The sequence below is a fragment of the Reinekea sp. genome, assembly GCF_982785585.1.
In genome coordinates, this window is sequence record NZ_CEYAVF010000028.1 from 1 (window position 1) to 19,245 (window position 19,245).

Annotated in this window: 17 protein-coding genes; 8 read left to right on the forward strand and 9 right to left on the reverse strand. The window is 53.2% G+C overall.

All coding sequences use genetic code 11. The features are described from left to right. Positions 1-35: 35 nt before the first annotated feature. Together AC4FIC_RS11380 and AC4FIC_RS11385 are read right to left on the reverse strand one after the other, a co-directional pair. Complete coding sequence (locus AC4FIC_RS11380; protein WP_100256874.1) at positions 36-608, reverse strand: hypothetical protein; 573 nt, start codon at positions 606-608, stop codon at positions 36-38. Positions 609-889: 281 nt separating this feature from the next. Then, positions 890-1,117: a uracil-DNA glycosylase family protein gene (locus AC4FIC_RS11385; RefSeq protein WP_337957384.1), complete on the reverse strand. Its 228-nt coding sequence runs from the start codon at positions 1,115-1,117 to the stop codon at positions 890-892. A gap of 754 nt (positions 1,118-1,871) precedes the next feature. Here AC4FIC_RS11385 and AC4FIC_RS11390 point away from each other — a divergent pair. Then, on the forward strand, positions 1,872-2,693 hold the full coding sequence (locus AC4FIC_RS11390) for a Cof-type HAD-IIB family hydrolase (RefSeq protein WP_100256872.1): 822 nt from the start codon (positions 1,872-1,874) through the stop codon (positions 2,691-2,693). A 343-nt stretch (positions 2,694-3,036) separates the two neighbouring features. Further along, positions 3,037-3,984: a transaldolase gene (gene tal, locus AC4FIC_RS11395; RefSeq protein ID WP_273284170.1), complete on the forward strand. Its 948-nt coding sequence runs from the start codon at positions 3,037-3,039 to the stop codon at positions 3,982-3,984. A gap of 85 nt (positions 3,985-4,069) precedes the next feature. Here tal and AC4FIC_RS11400 read toward each other — a convergent pair whose 3' ends face one another. From AC4FIC_RS11400 to AC4FIC_RS11415, 4 genes are all read right to left on the reverse strand, one after another. Continuing rightward, positions 4,070-4,996, reverse strand: coding sequence for an MBL fold metallo-hydrolase (locus AC4FIC_RS11400; protein ID WP_490359414.1), 927 nt, complete (start codon positions 4,994-4,996; stop codon positions 4,070-4,072). Between the two features lie 131 nt (positions 4,997-5,127). Then, positions 5,128-5,796, reverse strand: a complete 669-nt coding sequence (locus AC4FIC_RS11405) for a haloacid dehalogenase type II (protein ID WP_476194537.1) — start codon at positions 5,794-5,796, stop codon at positions 5,128-5,130. Positions 5,797-5,961: 165 nt separating this feature from the next. After that, positions 5,962-7,152, reverse strand: coding sequence for an ABC transporter substrate-binding protein (locus tag AC4FIC_RS11410; protein ID WP_100256866.1), 1,191 nt, complete (start codon positions 7,150-7,152; stop codon positions 5,962-5,964). Between the two features lie 142 nt (positions 7,153-7,294). Continuing rightward, on the reverse strand, positions 7,295-8,134 hold the full coding sequence (locus AC4FIC_RS11415) for a M23 family metallopeptidase (RefSeq protein ID WP_100256865.1): 840 nt from the start codon (positions 8,132-8,134) through the stop codon (positions 7,295-7,297). Positions 8,135-8,280: 146 nt separating this feature from the next. Here AC4FIC_RS11415 and AC4FIC_RS11420 point away from each other — a divergent pair, with 146 nt between their 5' ends. From AC4FIC_RS11420 to AC4FIC_RS11430, 3 genes are all read left to right on the forward strand, one after another. Further along, positions 8,281-9,459 carry an acetate/propionate family kinase gene (locus AC4FIC_RS11420; protein WP_100256864.1) on the forward strand — a complete coding sequence of 393 codons (1,179 nt, stop codon included), beginning with the start codon at positions 8,281-8,283 and terminating at the stop codon, positions 9,457-9,459. A 26-nt stretch (positions 9,460-9,485) separates the two neighbouring features. After that, positions 9,486-11,636, forward strand: coding sequence for a phosphate acetyltransferase (pta, locus tag AC4FIC_RS11425; protein WP_100256863.1), 2,151 nt, complete (start codon positions 9,486-9,488; stop codon positions 11,634-11,636). 383 nt (positions 11,637-12,019) lie between these two features. Further along, on the forward strand, positions 12,020-12,706 hold the full coding sequence (locus AC4FIC_RS11430) for a MaoC family dehydratase (RefSeq protein ID WP_100256862.1): 687 nt from the start codon (positions 12,020-12,022) through the stop codon (positions 12,704-12,706). 3 nt (positions 12,707-12,709) lie between these two features. On the opposite strand, the gene prmC is transcribed toward AC4FIC_RS11430, so the two are convergent. From prmC to hemA, 3 genes are read right to left on the reverse strand one after another with little or no spacing between them, the layout of a single operon-like run. Beyond that, positions 12,710-13,534 carry a peptide chain release factor N(5)-glutamine methyltransferase gene (gene prmC / locus AC4FIC_RS11435; RefSeq protein ID WP_273285449.1) on the reverse strand — a complete coding sequence of 275 codons (825 nt, stop codon included), beginning with the start codon at positions 13,532-13,534 and terminating at the stop codon, positions 12,710-12,712. Further along, positions 13,531-14,616: a peptide chain release factor 1 gene (gene prfA / locus AC4FIC_RS11440; protein ID WP_100256860.1), complete on the reverse strand. Its 1,086-nt coding sequence runs from the start codon at positions 14,614-14,616 to the stop codon at positions 13,531-13,533. Before prfA ends, prmC begins: the two co-directional genes overlap by 4 nt. Positions 14,617-14,623: 7 nt before the next feature. Further along, on the reverse strand, positions 14,624-15,883 hold the full coding sequence (gene hemA / locus AC4FIC_RS11445) for a glutamyl-tRNA reductase (RefSeq protein WP_100256859.1): 1,260 nt from the start codon (positions 15,881-15,883) through the stop codon (positions 14,624-14,626). 198 nt (positions 15,884-16,081) lie between these two features. On the opposite strand from hemA, the gene AC4FIC_RS11450 reads away from it, so the two are divergent. From AC4FIC_RS11450 to ispE, 3 genes are read left to right on the forward strand one after another with little or no spacing between them, the layout of a single operon-like run. Continuing rightward, positions 16,082-17,734, forward strand: coding sequence for a tetratricopeptide repeat protein (locus tag AC4FIC_RS11450; RefSeq protein ID WP_273285446.1), 1,653 nt, complete (start codon positions 16,082-16,084; stop codon positions 17,732-17,734). After that, the gene (gene lolB, locus AC4FIC_RS11455) at positions 17,727-18,299 is read left to right on the forward strand and encodes a lipoprotein insertase outer membrane protein LolB (RefSeq protein ID WP_100256857.1); all 573 of its coding nucleotides are present in this window, start codon (positions 17,727-17,729) and stop codon (positions 18,297-18,299) included. Before AC4FIC_RS11450 ends, lolB begins: the two co-directional genes overlap by 8 nt. 57 nt (positions 18,300-18,356) lie before the next feature. Then, positions 18,357-19,220, forward strand: coding sequence for a 4-(cytidine 5'-diphospho)-2-C-methyl-D-erythritol kinase (gene ispE / locus AC4FIC_RS11460; protein WP_100256856.1), 864 nt, complete (start codon positions 18,357-18,359; stop codon positions 19,218-19,220). The last annotated feature ends 25 nt before the right edge of the window (positions 19,221-19,245 follow it).

Consider the following 19,245-nt stretch of genomic DNA (forward strand, 5'->3'; position numbering starts at 1 on the left):
TAGGGTTTTACGGTCGATACTGCTGTTTGTTATTGCTAATCCCATGATGGATAAGGCCATGAGATAGATTCTATCTTCGGGTTTTGTTCAACCAGATCACCAATTGTCGCGTTTTCTGGGGACATATCAGGCATTTCGATTGCTTGATCAAAACCACTGGGTTCAAGACTAAATTCATAATAGATGCTATTGGCCCCTAAGTTGTTGGTGTGATGTCCTGCGCCAAATATAAGTTCATCAGAACGCTTTAAAACTACATCGCGATAACTGTCACCAACTCTCAAGCCATACTTATCAGTTATCGTAGGTGACACAACGACCAATAGATGCATAGGGTATTCAGCCACTGCTTCTTCTGTATCAATATAGGAAACGATGTAAAAAATAAGCTCGTCTAATTTGTAGACTCCCAGAAAGTGAAAATCTGGAGAATCGCCAGATCGAATATCATGAACCACATCGTATTCAGGAAAATGTAAAGCCAACTTCTCTTTAGAGATCAAAAGTTCCGGACCAAGAATTAATGGCCCTAACTTGTTGTTACTCAATTCAAGCCCAAACAACGAACTTGCAATCATAAAAATCACTATTATAAAGACTGACTTCATTGTTAACTCTTAACTATAACGCTGCGCTGACAGGCCTATCCAGTGCATCATTTTGTTTGGTTTTTTTACAATAATTCATTGATTCGTTTTCGAAGGATAGGAATGATTTCGGATTTGAACCGCGGGTTTCGTTTTAACTCTAAATTATGTCTTGGACTTGGATATGGTAAAGGTAAAATATTTGGCCAGTAATCTTGCCATGATTTAACCGTCTCTGTCAGTGACAGTTTATTTTCTGGTAGATGATAAGACTGGGTATATTGCCCGATCACAAGCATGAGTTACACTTGAGGCAATTGGTCTAATAGTTTACCCCTCCATGCTCGCAGACGAGCTCCACTTGCATCATCAAAGGGCATATCTGTTTCATGCACTTTTCTTCCAGGCGCTTGGCTCGCAATTAGGATTGTGGCCTTAGGATCTATTTGAATTATAGGTCGCACTCCATGCGGTAGGTGTATAGAGCAATTTGTACAGGTTTCTGATTCAATTCGCGCAATAACTATCACCCAGCATGAAATCGAGTGCTAGCACGCTGCCAAAGCAAACCTTTCGTGCAGCGACCAAATCCTCTCGACTGGTACCCAAGGGTCCACTTAAGAAGCGTTATCCGTTTCGGAATCGAGAACAATATCATTTTTTATGCTGAGCACTACCAGATACGCGAGGTTCAATGGTGGTGTAATGCATAACAGTACGCCAACTAGGGCCGCTAATTTGGGCTTGCTAGTTTTACGCCTACCTAAGTAATAGCTTAGCGCTCCGACTATAAACATCGAATAAAAAACCAACTCGCCAAAAATCGTTACGTTCAAAACCATGACCCCCTGCTTTTTTTTAGCATTAAAATTAGCCTCAATAAAAGAAAATCTTTCATTCTTGGCTGCTCAGCTCAGACTAGCATGACTTCAGCCGCAGCCGGTAATAGAAATTATTTACGCGGCTCTTGATCCTCACAAGTAAGACCCTTGCCGGCATTGCCATATTATCAGGTATTTTGATCCGGACGCGCACTAGCGGGGGCTATCCGACTACTAGCGGGTGACTGTCGCCCTGGCAATTGGCTCTGATATTAATCGAGCGCTGAGATTATCGCCGATCAACCTACTGCCGGTTGATATGCTAATATAGCCTACATTAACGGGCCCTCAGCCTTAGGCTTTATGCCACCATTCGCGCTCAGCAGGAGTAGCTCGGTAAACGCTCGAGCCACCATCACCGCCAAGATGCCGACGACGGTCAAAACTGGAATAGAGGTAAGGTATGTACAAGCTCCTAGCATTGGACTTAGATGGCACAGTGCTCAACTCTGATAACCGCATCAGCGCCCCGTTGCGCACCGCGCTTCGGGCCCTGCAGCCATATGTGCACATAGTACTGGTAACCGGGCGACATCATACCGCCGCCAGGCCCTACCATGCAGAGCTGGGGCTGACGTCACCCATTATCTGCTGCAATGGCACCTACCTGTTTGATTACGCCCAGCAGGCTGTTGTGCAGCACAACAGCATCGGTAAAGACCAGGCGCGGGAATTTGTTCGCAACGCAGAGGCCAAAAATCTGAAGCTCGTCATGTATGCTCACGACGCAATGCTCTACTCGCGCAGTCAACCTATTACCTATATGGAAACACTTTCGCGTTGGGCAGACACTATTCAGGTCGAGTTACGCCCCGATATTCGTCAGATAGAGAGCTTTACCGATGAACTCGATAATACGGAGCATGTTTGGAAATTTGTTATCGAAGGCGACGACGTCGGTGATTTTGACCAACTCGATTATATCCGGAGCAACTTTTCCGGTGAGCGCTCATGGCTCGACCGCATCGATTATGCCAAGCACGGCAATAATAAAGGCAAGGCTCTGGCCGAGTACGTTCAACAACGGGGCTTTCAGGCCGATCAAGTGGTCGCTATTGGCGATAACGACAACGATATCTCTATGCTAAGGTATGCCGGCCTAGGGGTTGCAATGCTGAATGCGAACGCTGATGTCAAGCAGGCCGCACAATTGACCACTCAAGCCAGCAACGATGATGCAAACGGGCTCGCAGCTTTACTCGTAAAGCTTTTTCCAGGCGAATAGTCGGCCTAGGTAATTCTGTCCTGGTGGTATACCGGGCAAATTATCATCTGCCCGCATTGCAATACGGAACCCTCTATGGGAATCCTTTTCGCCTTTGGCAGCACCAAGGCTCATCTCCGCACTCTGGACATAGGAAAGGGCCTGGACACGCACTGTAGCATCGATAAAACTCTAAAAGACATTGATTGTGCAGCACCATTGGTGATAAAAATGTACGCCTCAACGATCAGTGGTTTGATCATAGGATTGCCGCTACAACCCGATTACAGCATAAGGCCAACCCCGTTGGCATCGAAATTTTAGCACAGACACTCACCGCCTTACCGGCCAAGGAATGCAAAGTATGAATCAACTCGCCCAATTACGTGAATTCACTACAGTTGTCGCTGACACCGGTGAAATCGATGCCATTAAGCAGTACCAACCCCAAGATGCTACGACCAACCCTTCGTTGATCTTAAAAGCCGCCCAGATTCCGGCCTATGCACCCCTAATTGACGCCGCCATCGCTTGGGCAAAAGGCCAAAGCGATAGCCCAGAGCAGCAGGTCAAAGATACCTGCGATATGTTAGCGGTGAATATCGGTAAGGAAATTCTGAATATCGTGCCCGGCCGTATTTCAACCGAAGTCGATGCCCGCCTCTCTTATGACACCGAGGCCAGCATCGCCAAGGCGCGTCAACTGATCGGCATGTACCATGATGCCGGTATCACCAACGAGCGCATTCTGATTAAGCTCGCCGCCACGTGGGAAGGTATCCGTGCCGCCGAAGTGTTGGAAAAAGAGGGCATCAACTGCAATCTGACGCTGTTGTTCTCCTTTGCACAGGCGCGCGCTTGCGCTGAAGCCGGCGTCTATCTGATATCGCCCTTTGTCGGCCGCATTATGGATTGGTACAAGGCTAAAGAAGGACGTGACTTCGGCCCGTCAGAAGACCCGGGTGTGGTGTCTGTCAGTGCGATCTACGACTACTACAAGTCGCACGGCTATAAAACAGTCGTGATGGGTGCCAGCTTCCGCAATACCGGCGAAATTTTGGAACTGGCTGGGTGCGACCGCCTCACCATTAGCCCGCAATTGCTCCAGGTCCTGAAAGAGACCGATGGCGTAGTGGAACGCAAGCTGGTGCCGACTGCCGATGTGCAAGCAGCGCCTGCGGCCATGACCCACGCCGAATTCCTCTGGCAGCATAATGGCGATGCCATGGCGACGGAAAAACTCGCCGAAGGCATTCGCAACTTTGCGCTTGACCAAGGCAAGCTCGAAGTGATGATTGCCGCAAAATTATAACAGACCGCGGAGTCTGCATTGCAAGCACCCCGGCCAAAGCAACCTCAGCCCACAGGACTGGGGTTGCCTGCTACTGGGCTGAACGTTACTCCCACTCCATCTCGATAAACACCTGCTGGGCGTTGCGCCCAGCAATCGCATCGAAGTTTTCCAAATAGACAAACTCGGACTGATCCAGACTGCCGATCTCGGTAATTTCACGACCTTGGTCAATAAAGTCCCCGATCGCTGCACGTAAAAAGACCAAGTAATCATAGGTGTCTATGGTCGCTTCGGCCAAGGTGGTCGGCTTGCCGTGCCCAGGCACCAGGTAGGCCGGCTTATAGGCTGCCATGGTTTGAAAGACGTTGATCCAGCTTTTGCTGTTGGACTGGGTGCCAACCCCCAGCATGCGTTCAACATAAACGATGTCGCCGCTGAACATAACGCCTTTCTGCGGCAGCCAAACAAAGCTGTCCCCAGGGGTATGGGCCGGGCCGGCATGATGTATTTGCATGACCACGCCACCGAGCTCTAACTCGAAGTAGTCTTTAAAGGTCGTATCGGCCGTTAGCGGCACAGTCTGGGCCATGAACTCTGCGTCAAACAGGTTGCCGAGCGAGATAAGCTGATCCTGTACGCGTTTATTTTGGTCCAGTACGGCTTGTTCACTGGCGATAATTTGCGCGCCCTGCTGCTTAAAGTAGTCATTACCCAACCAGCGATGGTCTTGCCCACCGGTATTAATAACCGCAACAACGGCTTGGTCGGTAATGTCTTTGATCAGCAGATCGATCTCTTGAGCACCCTGGTAGGTCCCGCCTGAGTCAATCAGAACAACCCCCTCAGACGTCACAACGAGCCCAAAGGTTGCATTGTTGCCCCTATTGGCCAGCGTGCGGTTACCGAGCTCACCGACTATGGCATAGACCCCGTCGACTACTTTGTGGCGCTCTAGCGGGGTATCGGCCCAGGCTGGGCTAGTGGCAAGTACGACGAACAACAGGCCAGAAAAGTGTTTGGTTAACTTCATAGAAAAAACCTCATATTAACATGCCAATATGTGCGCCAACCGATTGAGATTAGACATCACATCGAACGGTACTGCACAGCAAAGCCCGTCGCTGTAGTGGTCACCTTATGACCACGGTAAGCGAATACGCGCTAGGCTAAAACGTCTTTAAGCTCATTGAGACTTGCGACAGTCGCCGTTGGCTCAATGCCCCAAGGGTCAAATATCGCATCCTGCGAGCGTTGCACCCAAGCCGATTGTAACCCGGCTGAGATCGCGCCAATAACATCGAATGGATTGCTTGATATTAACCACGCCGCGCTGCCTAGGGCACCGGATTGGCGTAAAAAATAACTGTAGACCCCTGGGTTGGGTTTAAAGGACCTAATGTCCTCTACACTGACGACGCCATCAAAGTAAGTCCTAATGCCCGCGTTCACCAGCAGCTCTTCAACCGCGTCGGTACTCCCGTTGGAAAAGGCGAACAAGCGGTAACCCGCAGCCTTCAATTGACTGAGGGACTCGATAACATCCGCAAAGGCTGGCAGGGTGCGATAGTTTTTTAGCAGCTCGGTTTTCTGTGCTTGGGTGAGCGACACTTTGAGGTAGCTACAGGTAAAATCTAGCGCATTGCTGGTGCAGACAGAAAATGGTGCGTAGTTCTGCATTAAGCCTCTGCGGAATGAATACTCCAGCTGCTTCTCTCGCCAGGAGCGCGAAAACTCAGACGCCTGTGTGCCGATCATTTTCTCTAGGGACGACACTATGCCCTGGGTATCAATCAAAGTTCCGTAAACATCAAAAGCAAGTGTGACTGACATAGGGTTTTCCTTTAAAAGTACTATTAGCCTAACAATATGGCGACCCATGGTTGGTTCACCAATGGCTTGAACTCCGATGGCCGAAGGATCAAGGTAAAACGCCTGAAGGCCGGCCATAAAAAAACGCGGCTAGGCCGCGTTTCGTTTCGTTCGCTTAACAGATGCTTATTTTAAGAAGCCTTTCTGGACAAACTGGCCGTTTTCCACAACCATTTCAACGATCAGGCCCGGTACGTCGCCATTGGCGTCGAACTCATGGTTACCCGAAGCGCCTTCAAAGTTGATGTCTTTACCGGCGGCAATCAGTTTCTTCGCCTTGGCCCACTCACCTGGCAAAACGATCTCACCCGGTGCGGAAGACACTTTACGCAGCGCAGCGCTTAGGCCAGCCTTGTCGGTGGTGCCATTTTCTTCAATTGCCAGCGCCAATAGGAAGGCGGCGTCGTAGGCTTGGGCCGAGAACACTGCATTCGGATCCAACAGCAATGCCTTCATTTCTTTGGCGAAAACGTCTTTACCAGGAACATCGGGTGTGCCCGGCTTGGTGGCAATCATGCCATCGAGTACATCAGCACCGACCGCGTCGATCAGCGACTGACCGACCATGCCATCACCGCCGATATAACGGGTGAAGTCACCGCTTTCATAGGCCTGACGCAAGATAGTCTGGCCCGATCCGTCGGCATACGCCAACACGACAAGGGTTTCGGTTCCAGTAGAAGCCAAAGATCCCAGCTCGGCACGATAGTCGGCCTTGCTGTCTTCATGGGCTTCGTTCGCGGTTACGGTACCGGTGAAAGACGCTTCCAATGCATCGGCAAAACCTTTGCCGTAGTCGTTGTTGACATAGGTAATGGCAATTTCAGTAATGCCTTTCGCGGTTAGCAAGTTAGCCAACATGGCACCCTGATAAGCGTCTGACGGCGCGGTGCGGAAGACTAAATCGTTGTCATCCAGGTCGGTCAAGGCCGGTGAGGTGGATGCCGGAGAAATCATCGGCACGCCGGCCGGTATGGCGATATTGTTCGCAGCGGCAATCGTCGCGCCAGAGCACAGGCCACCAACTAGGGCAATAGCGCCTTCGCTGTTGATCAGGCGGTCTGCGCCATTAGAGGCGGCTGAGGCGTCAACACAGGTTGTATCGGCACTGGGCATTTCAATCATTTCACCCTGCAGCAGGCCACCCTGGGTGTTGACGTGGGCAATGGCTACCTTGGCGCCTTCAAAGATCGGTGGGGTCAGACTTTCGATTGGACCAGTAAAACCACCCAGAAAACCAATTTTGACGTCAGCTTGGGCTACATTCAGTAACGATACACCCGCAATTGCAACAGCTAATAATGTTTTGTTTATCATTTAGGATCTCTCTATTTTTTTTATACGTGTTTGACCTAGACATGGTGCGGAACCTTGAAAAAAAACACAAGGGAATTAACTGCCTCATTTGCCTAGCGGAATGATTATTTAGCGGTCGGGGTCCTATCTGGGCAATTGGCCCTCAGGGCACCGGCGTATCAACCCAGAGCACGGCATCGATCCGTTCGCCGTGCAGGTTCATACGCCAATCCAGATGTGGCCCGGTGGCACGACCGGATGCGCCGATTTCAGCCAACAATTGACCTTGGGCAACCACCTGGCCGACCTCAACCAACAGTTTAGATAGATGTAGGAAGCTGCTACTCAGGCCGCCCCCGTGATCCAAGACCAGCGTACCGCCGCTAAAATAGAGATCCGCTTCGGCCAGGACCACGATACCCCCAGCCGGCGCTATCACAGGGGAGCCGGTCGGGCTGGCAATATCAACGCCCCAATGGGGCGAGCCGGGAATGTCGTTATAGTAGCGTTGACTGCCATAGACGCCCGAAATGCGACCCTGAGCCGGCCAAATAAATTGTTCTTCGCGCCAAAATAGAAGCTCATTGCCTGCGGCTCGTGCACGCTTGACCGCCTGTGCTTCGCGCACGATTCGATCAGTGAACGATTTGGGTGGCGTGACCAACTCCTTCGGCAACCCACTCACCCGTTGAATATTAAAACTCCGACTGTCAATCCACAGGTCGAGGCTTTCGGTCTGACCGATGTCATCGGTGACCGCCAGTTCATGCTGGCCGGCAAGCTCTCGGCCAATGCCAATGGCTAGATAACCGTCACTATCGGTCTGGTACAGACGATCTTGAAACTGAACCGAGTTGCCTGGATCGGTCTGCACGATAAGATAACCACCGCTCACGGCGGCCTGTTCGATGACCACCATCAACTTAGCAGCCGATTGGTTCATTAAACAGATGAAAAGTAAGGGAGAAATCCGCACAATTCGCTTCAATTGGATCGACATCATGATCGGCAAACCTTCAATTGGATGGCTGTGAGCAGCCAGTGTAGCCGTATTTGCTACCTTTCTGGGTTTTTTTAGGTGTTGCTGGGTATAATCCCTGCAATATGCCTCTTCGCATGAATTCAACGCCAACACTATCAGGCTGGACAATGTCACAAAATATTCTCGTCATAAACTCAGGTAGCTCTTCGGTAAAATTCTCACTCTTTGATATGACTCATCAGACCGAAACCGCCAGTGGACTGGCAGAACGGCTCGGCTCAGACGCTGCCGCGCTGACGCTGCGCTGGGCCGATGGCGAATATCGCCAAGCCCTACACGACAGCGACTATGCAACGGTCCTGACCCAGATCATTGCGGTATTGACCGAGCAGCAGCTGTTGCATCACTTGCCCAAGGTGATCGGTCACCGTGTGGTGCACGGCGGCGAGGTTTTTAGTGATCCGGTTATCGTAACGGATGAGGTCCTGGCTAGCATTCGTCAGTGTATTGCGCTGGCACCGTTACACAATCCGGCCAATCTGGCTGGCATAGAGGCACTGGCGACGCTCTATCCAGACATTCCTCAGGTCGCGGTGTTCGACACCGCCTTTCACCAAAGCCTAGCGCCCAAGGCCTTCTTGTATGCGGTGCCTTATAAGCTCTATGAGCAACAGGGTGTGCGCCGCTATGGTTTCCATGGCGTGAGCCATCAGTACGTCGCCGCCGAAGCCGCCACACGATTGGGTATTAGCGCGCAGCACGGCATCATCAGCGCCCATCTGGGCAATGGCTGCAGCGCCTGTGCCGTGGCCAACGGCCAATCAATGGACACCACGATGGGTATGACGCCACTGGAAGGCCTGGTCATGGGCACGCGCAGTGGCGATGTCGACCCGGGTTTGCACCAGTTTTTGTACCAACAGAAGGGTTGGGATGTCGAAACGGTTACCAACATGCTCAACAAGGAAAGCGGTATGCTCGGCCTCTCGGGCCTGTCCAATGATATGCGCACCTTGGAGGCCGCGGCTAATGAGGGGGTCGAACGGGCACAATTGGCGCTGGCGGTTTTCTGCTTTCGCCTGGCGCGCCATATCGGCGGTTTGGCAACCGCGCTGACCCGCCTGGATGCCCTGGTATTTACCGGCGGTATCGGCGAAAACTCTCGATTTATTCGCGCTACGGTGATTGAAAATCTGGCGATCTTTGGCTTCCGATTGGACAACGAGCTCAATGCCCGCAATGGCGATATGCTCGGCGTCATCTCGACCGGGCCAGGCCCAAAGGTCGTGGTCATTGAGACCAAAGAAGAATTAATGATTGCCCGAGCCGCTCTAGCTCTAATTTAATGCGATAGCTTAAAAGGTAACGCAACGTGAAATATACATATTTTGTCACCGCCACCGGCGCCGGCACTGGCCTCACATCGGTCTGTCTCGGCCTGGTCCGAGCCTTGGAGCAATTGGGCGTTCGAGTCGCTTTTTGCAAGCCGATCGCCCAGCAATTTGACAAGGAGCAAGGCCCTGAACGTTCAACCCACCTAGTCAATGTAACGCTCGGCTTACACCCAGAAAAGCCAATCAAGCTGGCCCATGCTCAGCAGCAACTGGCCCTGGGCCAGGCCGACCGCCTGATGGAAGAAGTCATCCAGCTCTCCCAGGCGTCGGGCGAAGATGCTGACATTCTAATCGTCGAAGGCCTGGTGCCGGTTGCCGATGAAAATTACATCGCCGAGCTGAATCGCAATATGGCCAAGGCGTTGGACGCCGATGTTATTCTGGTCTCGGCCAAGAACAGCGACAGCACGGCTCAACTGAATGAACGCATTAAGATGACGGCCAGTCTATTCGGTGGCATCCATCATAGGAAAGTGGTCGGTTGCATCCTCAACAAGGTTGGTGCGCCAGCGCCGGCCAGTCAGCAGGTGATCGCCGAAGAAGACCCAGAGGAGCTGGGCACGGCCAAACACCACAGTGCCGAGGAATTTGCCGCCATCTTGCCGATATTCCAGAAAGATGATTTTAAATGCATTGGCGCGGTGCAATGGAACCCTTTACTGGTTGCCCCACGCACCGCAGATGTTGCTGAGCACTTGGGCGCGCGCATTATCAATGAGGGCCAGATGAGCGAACGGCGGGTGCAATCCATAACCGTCTGTGCGCGCACCATGCCCAATATGCTGCATACGCTCAAGGCCGGCACCCTAGTGGTGACGCCCGGTGATCGGGACGACATTTTACTCGCGGCCTGCATGGCGGCGCTCAATGGCGTGCCGCTGGCAGGCGTCATCCTAACCGGCGGTCTACAACCCATTCCCCAGGTGATGGATCTGTGCCATTCGGCTTTCTTAACCGGTTTGCCGGTGTTGACCTCGGAACACAATACCTTCCGCTCGGCCCAGCTGTTGAATTCCATGAATACCGAAGTCCCGGCCAATGACATCCAGCGCATGGAAAGCGTGATGAACGCGGTGGCCGGTTCGATCAATGCCAAATGGTTGGCCGAACGGGCCCAGGTTATTGAAGAGCGGCGTTTATCGCCGCCGGCCTTCCGTCACCTGCTGGTCAAACGCGCCCGCAAAGCGGCCAAACGCATTATTTTACCGGAAGGCAGTGAACCGCGCACGATTCGAGCCGCGGCCATTTGCCACGAAAAGGGCATTGCCCATTGCGTCCTGTTGGGCAATCCGGATGAGATCCGCCGTATCGCGCAAACCCTCGATATCATCTTGCCCGACTCCATCGAGATCATCGATCCGGCCATCGCCGTACCCAAGTATATTGACGCCATGGTTGAGCTGCGCAAACACAAGGGCCTGAGCGCGCCAATGGCCGAAGCCCAACTGGAAGACCCGATCGTTTTGGGTACCATGATGTTGGCGCTGAATGATGTCGACGGCTTGGTCGCCGGGGCCATCCACACCACGGCCAATACCGTTCGCCCCGCCCTGCAACTGATCAAAACCCGACCCAATACCAAGTTGGTATCGTCGGTGTTCTTTATGCTGTTGCCCGATCAGGCTGTGGTCTATGGCGATTGCGCGATCAACCCGGACCCTAATGCCGAAGAGCTAGCCGATATTGCCATTCAATCGGGCGATTCGGCGCGGGCCTTTGGTATTGAACCGCGCATTGCGATGATCAGCTATTCGACCGGCATATCGGGCACCGGCAGCGATGTTGAAAAGGTCCGTGAAGCCACGCGTATTGCGCAAAAACTGCGCCCCGACCTGCTAATTGACGGCCCCATGCAATATGACGCCGCCAGCACACCGTCGGTCGCGGCCAGTAAGGCACCGGACAGTTTGGTCGCGGGTCGGGCTACGGTGTTTGTTTTTCCCGATCTCAATACGGGCAATACCACCTATAAGGCGGTGCAGCGCAGCGCCAACGTGATCAGCATTGGCCCCATGTTGCAGGGTTTGCGAAAGCCGGTGAATGATTTATCACGCGGGGCGTTGGTTGAGGACATTGTCTACACCATCGCGCTGACGGCTATTCAGGCGGACCAGATGAGTGACCAATGAACGCGGCTCAGGCTAACCCCACCCCCCAGGCTTTTCGACCCTTTCCCCGTTCGAAAAGGGATTAAACTAAACCCTAGGGTAAGTTTAATCCCTCATTAAAATTACAAAGGCGCGCAACCGCCACGGGACGCATTCCTTCCCTCACTCTGCCGGCCAACCACATCAACGGCGCCCTTAACCGATGCTGGCGGGGAACGATGTTTTGCGCATAACAGCCGCCTGCCTGGCGGGCCGGTTAGATCAACCAATAAAAGATGGACAGCCGTATATTAATTTTTACTGCCTATCAACTCGTTTTTTAAGTCCATATACTAGCTCCCGGCAAAGGAAGGAATGAAAAGTCCGCCGTTTTTTATTAAAACTGATGGCACTAAGGGTTTTGCATGAATGTGATAGATCTATTAAAGGAAAAGAGCGATCGTCTGGCGAAGAACCGGACCGAGATCATGGACTTGGTCAATCCCCAGGTGCGCGGCTATTTTATCGGCGCGATGAACAATGCCCGCAACAACCAATGGCTCAGTTGGGTATTGGATCAGACCAAGTTCGGCGTCGGTACCGAGGCCCAAAATAGCGATCAGGCCTGGCCGGAAAAGATGGGCTCCGATGCGCAAAAAATGCTCCAACAACTGTCGGCGCAAATGAATCAGGTCACGCTGGTCGGTGAATGGCTCACGGTCGATCAAGAGCGGATTGACCGCTTCGCCGATGTCACCGATGATCACCAATGGATCCATACCGATGTGGTTCGAGCGAAAGAACATTCGCCGTTCGGCGGCACCATTGCCCATGGCTTTCTGACCTTGGCCCTGATACCCAAACTGATCGGTGCCGTGAATCCCGAGGCACCGACCTATCCGGGCGCTAAGATGGTCGTGAATATGGGCCTGAATCAGGTGCGCTACCCCTATCCGGTAAAAACCGGTTCTCGACTGCGGGCGTCGAAAAAGGTCATCCATGTCGCCTTGGTGCGGCGCGGCCTGGAGGTCACTGAAGAAATAACCGTTGAAATAGAAGGTTGCCGCCGGCCTGCCTGCGTGGCGCAAACCCTGATGCTACTGGTATTCTAGGGCCTAGGGCTGGAGATAGCCGAGGGTGACCCGGGCATTGCCGCCGTAGTCGGTGACCGTCTCGATTCGGCTAAAGCCCGCGTCGCTTAATAGGGCTCTGACGGCCGATGCCTGTTGCCAGCCGTGTTCAAAAAACAGCCCACCCCCGGCACTCAAACAGATACGCGCCTGCGCTATGATCTTGTCAAACGCCGCCAGACCACCGCGATCTGCGATCAGCGCACTGCTTGGCTCAAAGCGCACATCGCCAAGCTGCAAATGGGGATCGTTAGCGTCAATATAGGGTGGATTACTGACCAATAAATCCACCGATCCAGGCGCCACGTCGGCGCACCAATCGCCCACACGGAACTCCACCGCCAAAGCCAAGGCCAGAGCATTTTCTTGCGCCAGCTGGACCGCAGCCGCTTGTCGATCGAGACCGGCAACATGCCAGGCGGCACGTTCCGACTTCAAGGCTAAGGCGATAGCGCCAGTCCCCGTGCCCAGATCGAGACACACTCGCGGTGCCGGCCCAAAATGGGCGAGGACCGTCTCCACCAATATTTCGGTGTCGGGTCTGGGAATTAGGGTACTGGCGTTGGTTTTTAAGGCAAGTGACCAAAATTCACGTTCGCCCACTAAATAGGCAACGGGTTCGCCAGTCACTCGGCGTGCCAACCAACCTTGGTAGCGAATCGCTTGATGCTCGGTGAGTAGGCGCTCCGGAAAAGCCAAGAGGAATGTGCGCGGCTTTTGCAGCGCGGTAGCGAGCAACACCTGCACATCGACGCTGTCCAGACCCAGGCTTTGGCCCTGGATCAGGGCATCGGCAACGCTTAGGGTCACTGCTGACCCATTTCGGCAAACAGCTGAGCCTGATGTTCGATGCGCAGCGGTTGAATGATATGTTCCAACTGCCCACTCATAACTTCATCAAGTTTATAAAGGGTTAGGTTGATACGATGGTCGCTAACCCGGCCTTGTGGGAAGTTATAGGTGCGGATCCGTTCCGAGCGATCGCCACTGCCGACCAGAGATTTGCGCTGATCGGCCTGCTCTTTGGCCGCGGCACTTTCTTGCATATTTTTCAACTTGGACGCGAGCAATGACATGGCTCGGGCCTTGTTCTTATGTTGCGAGCGCTCATCCTGACACTCCACCACCATGCCAGTCGGTAGGTGCGTTAGTCGAATCGCCGAATCGGTCTTGTTAACATGCTGACCGCCGGCGCCGGAGGCCCGAAAAGTGTCGATACGCAGATCGTTGCGGTCAATTTCGACTTTTTCCAATTCGTCGGCCTCCGGCAACACCGCCACGGTGCAGGCCGAGGTATGGATCCGACCCTGGCTTTCCGTCTCCGGGACCCGCTGGACCCGATGCGCACCGGATTCGAACTTCAACTGTGAATAGACATTGGCACCGCTGACGCGCGAAATGATTTCTTTATAACCACCGTGTTCGCCATCGCTGGTGGATAATATTTCCACCTGCCAGCCCATTTTCTCCGCGTGACGCGAATACATGCGAAACAGGTCACCGGAAAAGATCGCGGCTTCATCGCCACCGGTGCCGGCCCGAATTTCAAGAAACACGTTCTTGCCATCGTTGGGATCCTTGGGCAGCAATAGAACCTGCAGCTCGTTGTCCAAGAGCAGAACTTGGGCTTGCGCTAATTTCAACTCTTCCTTACCCATTTCACGCATCTCTGGATCGGCATCGTCGGTCAGTGCCAGCGCTTCAGCGACATCGCCTTCGCCCGCTTGATAGGCGGCAAAGGTGCGCACCACGTCTTCAAGGTCTGAGTATTCTTGCGAATAGCGCCTAAAATCGTCTTGCTTGGCAATCACCGCGGCTTGCGACAGCAGGACGCCCAGTTCTTCATACCGCTCTGACAATTCGGTTAACTTGTAACGGATCGATTCTTTCATGTTGTCCTTAGCCGTCTATGTCGAATAATCGCAAGGCCCAATCACTGGCTGCTGAATCACCCTGCTCATGTGCAGAGCGCAGCGCCACCGTCGGGGCATGCATTAATTTGTTGGTAATATTGTGCGCCAGTTGCTTGCTTACCACACTCGGATCTCCGCCCGCGGCTAAGGCGCGTATGGCCTTATCCAATTCGCGTTGACGAATGCTATCGGCGTTACTGCGGATTAGCTTAATGGCATCCGAAGCAGAGCGGGCATTCAGATTGGTGATGAAGCTCGCCGTCTGTTGATCAATAATCAGCCGGGCTTCTACCGCGGCCTTGGCGCGCTGTCGTTTGCTGTCTTCTATTACCGAGCGCAGGTCATCGACGGTGTAGAGAAAGACATCTGAAAGGTCCGCGACTTCACTTTCAATATCGCGTGGCACGGCGATATCGACCATAAAGATCGGTTTGTGTTTGCGCTGTTTAAGTGCCCGCTCCACCATGCCCTTGCCGATCAGCGGCAGTTGACTGGCTGTTGAGGAAATAACAATATCGGCATGCGGCAATTCATCGGGAATATCGGACAGCAAACAGGCACGCGCATTGAACTCCTTGGCCAAGACCTCGGCCCGGGCTAGGGTACGGTTGGCGACCGTGATTTGAGTAACCCCCTTTTCGCGCAGATGCCGAGCGACCAGATCAATGGTTTCACCGGCGCCAACTAATAGAGCACGGCAACTGGCAAAATCAGAAAAGATCCGTGCCGACAGGCTCACCGCGGCGAAAGCGATACTAACTGCATTTTCGCCGATAGCGGTTTCGGTTCGGACCTGCTTGGCAACCTTAAAGCTGTGCTGAAACATATAGTTGAGGTGGGCGCCCACGCTGTGATGTTCCTGCGCCACGGCATAGGCCGACTTCAGTTGTCCTAAAATCTGTGGTTCACCCAGCACCATACTGTCCAAACCCGAGGCCACTTCGCTGATATGGCTAACGGCTTGCTCTTCACTGTGGACATAGAGACAGGCACGGAGTTCATCCTCCTGGATCTTATGTTGAGCGGCCAGCCAGACGATCACCGCTTCCGTTGAGCGGTCGGCATCGTCGCTGTAACAGTAGATCTCACTGCGATTACAGGTAGATAAGATCACCGATTCTTGTACGCCGGACAGGCCTAACACAGCCTTAAGCGATGCGGACATCGTTTCTGGCATAAAGCTTATTTTTTCCCGAACTGCTACGGAAGCGGTATTATGATTTATACCGATGGCCAATAACGACATCGCTTGGGTGAAACCTTATTTGTGTAAAAAGGCGGTATTCTAGTCGTTTTACCGAAAATAGGCGATATAAGCTATGCTAATATCCGCGTAAGTATTGAATACAAATTGCCACTGTCGCGCCACAGACCATGTTTTATCGGGAATATTATGCAATTCGCTATCAGACTGAACACTTTATTTACGCTTTCCGCAGGCCTTTTGCTGTCCGCTTGCGCCAATTTAGCCGGTCCAACTAACCCCTCGAGCGCCCAAGCGCTCAATGCAGCGCCGGCTATTCCCTATCAGGAGCTGTCCGGACAGAGTCTTTTTCAATTGCTGCTCGCCGAGATTGCGACCAATCGCCATGAATACGCGGCCGCAGCCGCTCTCTATAGCGAAGTGGGTGCATCCTTCAATGACGTAGCGGCCATCAATCGGGCTGTGGCGCTTAATCAGAGCATTGGCAACTACAGTGCCATGCTGCCGATGGCGGAAAAATGGTTACTTTTGCGACCCGAGGACCCCACGGCCCTAATGGCCCATAGCGTCTCCGCCATCGCCATCGGACGGATAGACGAAGGTTTGGTCAGCCTGGATCGATGGTTGGTGGTCGACCCAACAGCCGATGTTAGCCTTATATTAACCTCCTATGACGTTCTGAAAAGTGCGCAACGCGCAATTTTGGATAGGGGCCTAACCGACTTGCTGATAAAACACCCTGACTCTGGCAGCCTGCCTTATACCCTGGCACGTTTTAAGATAATCGAGGACCAACCTGAGGCCGCATTGCAATTAGTCAATCAGGCCCTGGCTGTGGAAGAAAACCTGCAGGTCCAGCTTTTTCGCTTTCAACTTTTGCTCAACCTGGAGCGTGACGAGGAAGCCAAAAAAACCATTGTCGCGCTGACCAAGCAAGAACCGACCAATCGACAGGTTGCCCTGCAGTACAGTCGCTACCTGTTCAGTTACGAGCCCGGCAATTTGGACGCCTTAAAAGCATTACACAGCCGCTTCGCGACCGAACCGACTATTAGCCGGACCTATGCGCGGGCGGCCTTTGAATACCAGGATTATGACTCGTCTACCGCGGTCTACACTCACCTATTGACCACCGCCTATAGCAATGAGGCGCATTATTTTTTGGGCCGAATAGAGCTGTTGAACGAACTACCCGATCTGGCCGCGGACCACTTTGAAAGGGTTGTTGAGACGCCCTATCTGAGCTCTGCCTTGGCTGAATGGATTGCCCTGGCTCGACCGCAAGACGAGCAACGCATTCAGGCGGCGATCGCGGCAGGCAAGCTGTCCATGCCTGACATGGCGCCGGTCCTGTGGCGTTTGCAAGCCAACTACTATCAATTAATTGACCGAAGCGATCAGGCCTGGTCCAGTCTTGAAGACGCACTGCAGCAATATCCGGACAACGCTGACCTGCTCTACGACAAGGCACTCTTGGCTGCGCGACTCGGCCGAATGGGGCTTATGGAAAGCAATCTTGTCGCGGTGCTGCAACAGGAGCCGAATAACGCCAATGCGCTTAATGCGCTGGGCTACTCTTGGGCCGACATGAACAAAAATCTGGACACCGCCGGTCGCTATATTGATCAGGCCTTGGCCACGGAACCGGACAATCCTGCTTATCAGGATTCAAAGGGCTGGCATCTGTATCGTATTGGCGATCTCGATCAGGCCCTGTTGTGGCTACAGAAGGCCTACAGTCGAATGAAAAATGATGAGGTTGCTGCCCATCTCGCTCAGGTTTTGTGGGACCTCAAGCGTCCGAGCGAGGCGCGCGATCTGCTCGCTGAGGTCATCCGTAACTATCCTGACAGCACCCAAATTGATATCTTAACCGAGCTGTTTAGTGAATAGATCAAATACCGCCCCAAGTGCTCTGCTCCTGGTCGCGCTGATACTCTTATCCGGTTGCAGCCTAATCAGCCCGAAAACTCAGACGGTTCAGGGTGATTGGGCGTTCAATGGCAAAATGGCGATTCAAAACCCAACTCAAGCCACCAGCTTTAATTTGGATTGGGTGCAACAAAACGAACTGTTTCAAATTGTCCTCAGCGGACCCTTCGGCCAGGGTAAGATCAGCATCAAGGGCGAGCCTGGCCGAGTGAGCCTCACTAAGGACGGCCAGCGGCAGAGCGCACAAAGCCTCAATGGCCTGTTATATAGCGCCACCTCGATGGACCTGCCGTTAGATTATCTGCAATTCTGGGTACGGGGCGAAACCCGTCCCGGGGGCCCCTTTTCGATACGCCGCAATGACCAGGGCCAGATCAACCAGATCGTTCAGGCCGGGTGGACGGTCGATATCAACGATTATTTTGCCGCACCGATCAACCTGCCGCGAAAATTAGTCTTCATCAACGGCGAGGATCGCGGTAAACTGATCATCAAAGCTTGGTTACCCACCTCACCCTTGTCCTAGCTGCACTGCCCTAGCAGTTAAAATGCCCTAACAGTTACATAGCCCTAAGGGTCTCAATTGTCTGTTCATAGCCTTACTCTATCCGCGCCAGCCAAACTGAATTTATTCCTACACATTACCGGACGTCGTCCCGACGGCTATCATCAATTGCAGACGCTCTTTCAATTGCTGGATTTTGGCGATGAATTGACTTTTACCGTCCGGCAACAGGGCGGCGTCGTCCTCACCTGCAATCAACCAGAGCTGGCCAACAACGACAATCTGGTGATCCGTGCGGCTGCCGCACTGGCGGCTTTTAGTGGCCATACCTTTAATGTTGACATCCATCTCGACAAGCGTCTGCCGCTCGGCGGCGGCATAGGCGGCGGCAGTTCCGATGCCGCCAGTACGCTGCTGGCGTTGAATCAGCTCTACAATTTACAGGTGTCCGAAGCGGACCTGCTGATGCTCGCCATCCGCCTGGGCGCGGATGTGCCGGTCTTTGTTGCCGGGCAAACGGCTTGGGCCGAGGGCATTGGTGAACGCTTAACGCCGATGCCGATGCCCGAGCGCTGGTATCTGGTGGTCTTTGCCCACGAACATGTGGCCACGCCCCAACTCTTTGCACACCCGGAATTGACACGTGATACCCCAACCAGCACAATCGACGCCGCGCTTGCCGAGTCTGGCCATAATGATTTTGAGCCCTTGGTGCGCATGCTCTATCCCTCTATAGACAAGGCCTTCCAGGCTTGTCAGCCCTATGGCCATGCCAAGCTGACCGGCACCGGGGCCTGCCTATTTTTAAGCCTTACCGATAAGAGCCGCGCGAGTGATGTTTTGCAACGATTAACCTTGGACCACCCCGAGCTGAGTGTATTCCTCGCCCAGGGCATCAACCAATCAACGGCGCTGCGCCAACTTCGGTCGCCAGCAGCCTGACCCAGTTTCCAGACTGGGTGGCATT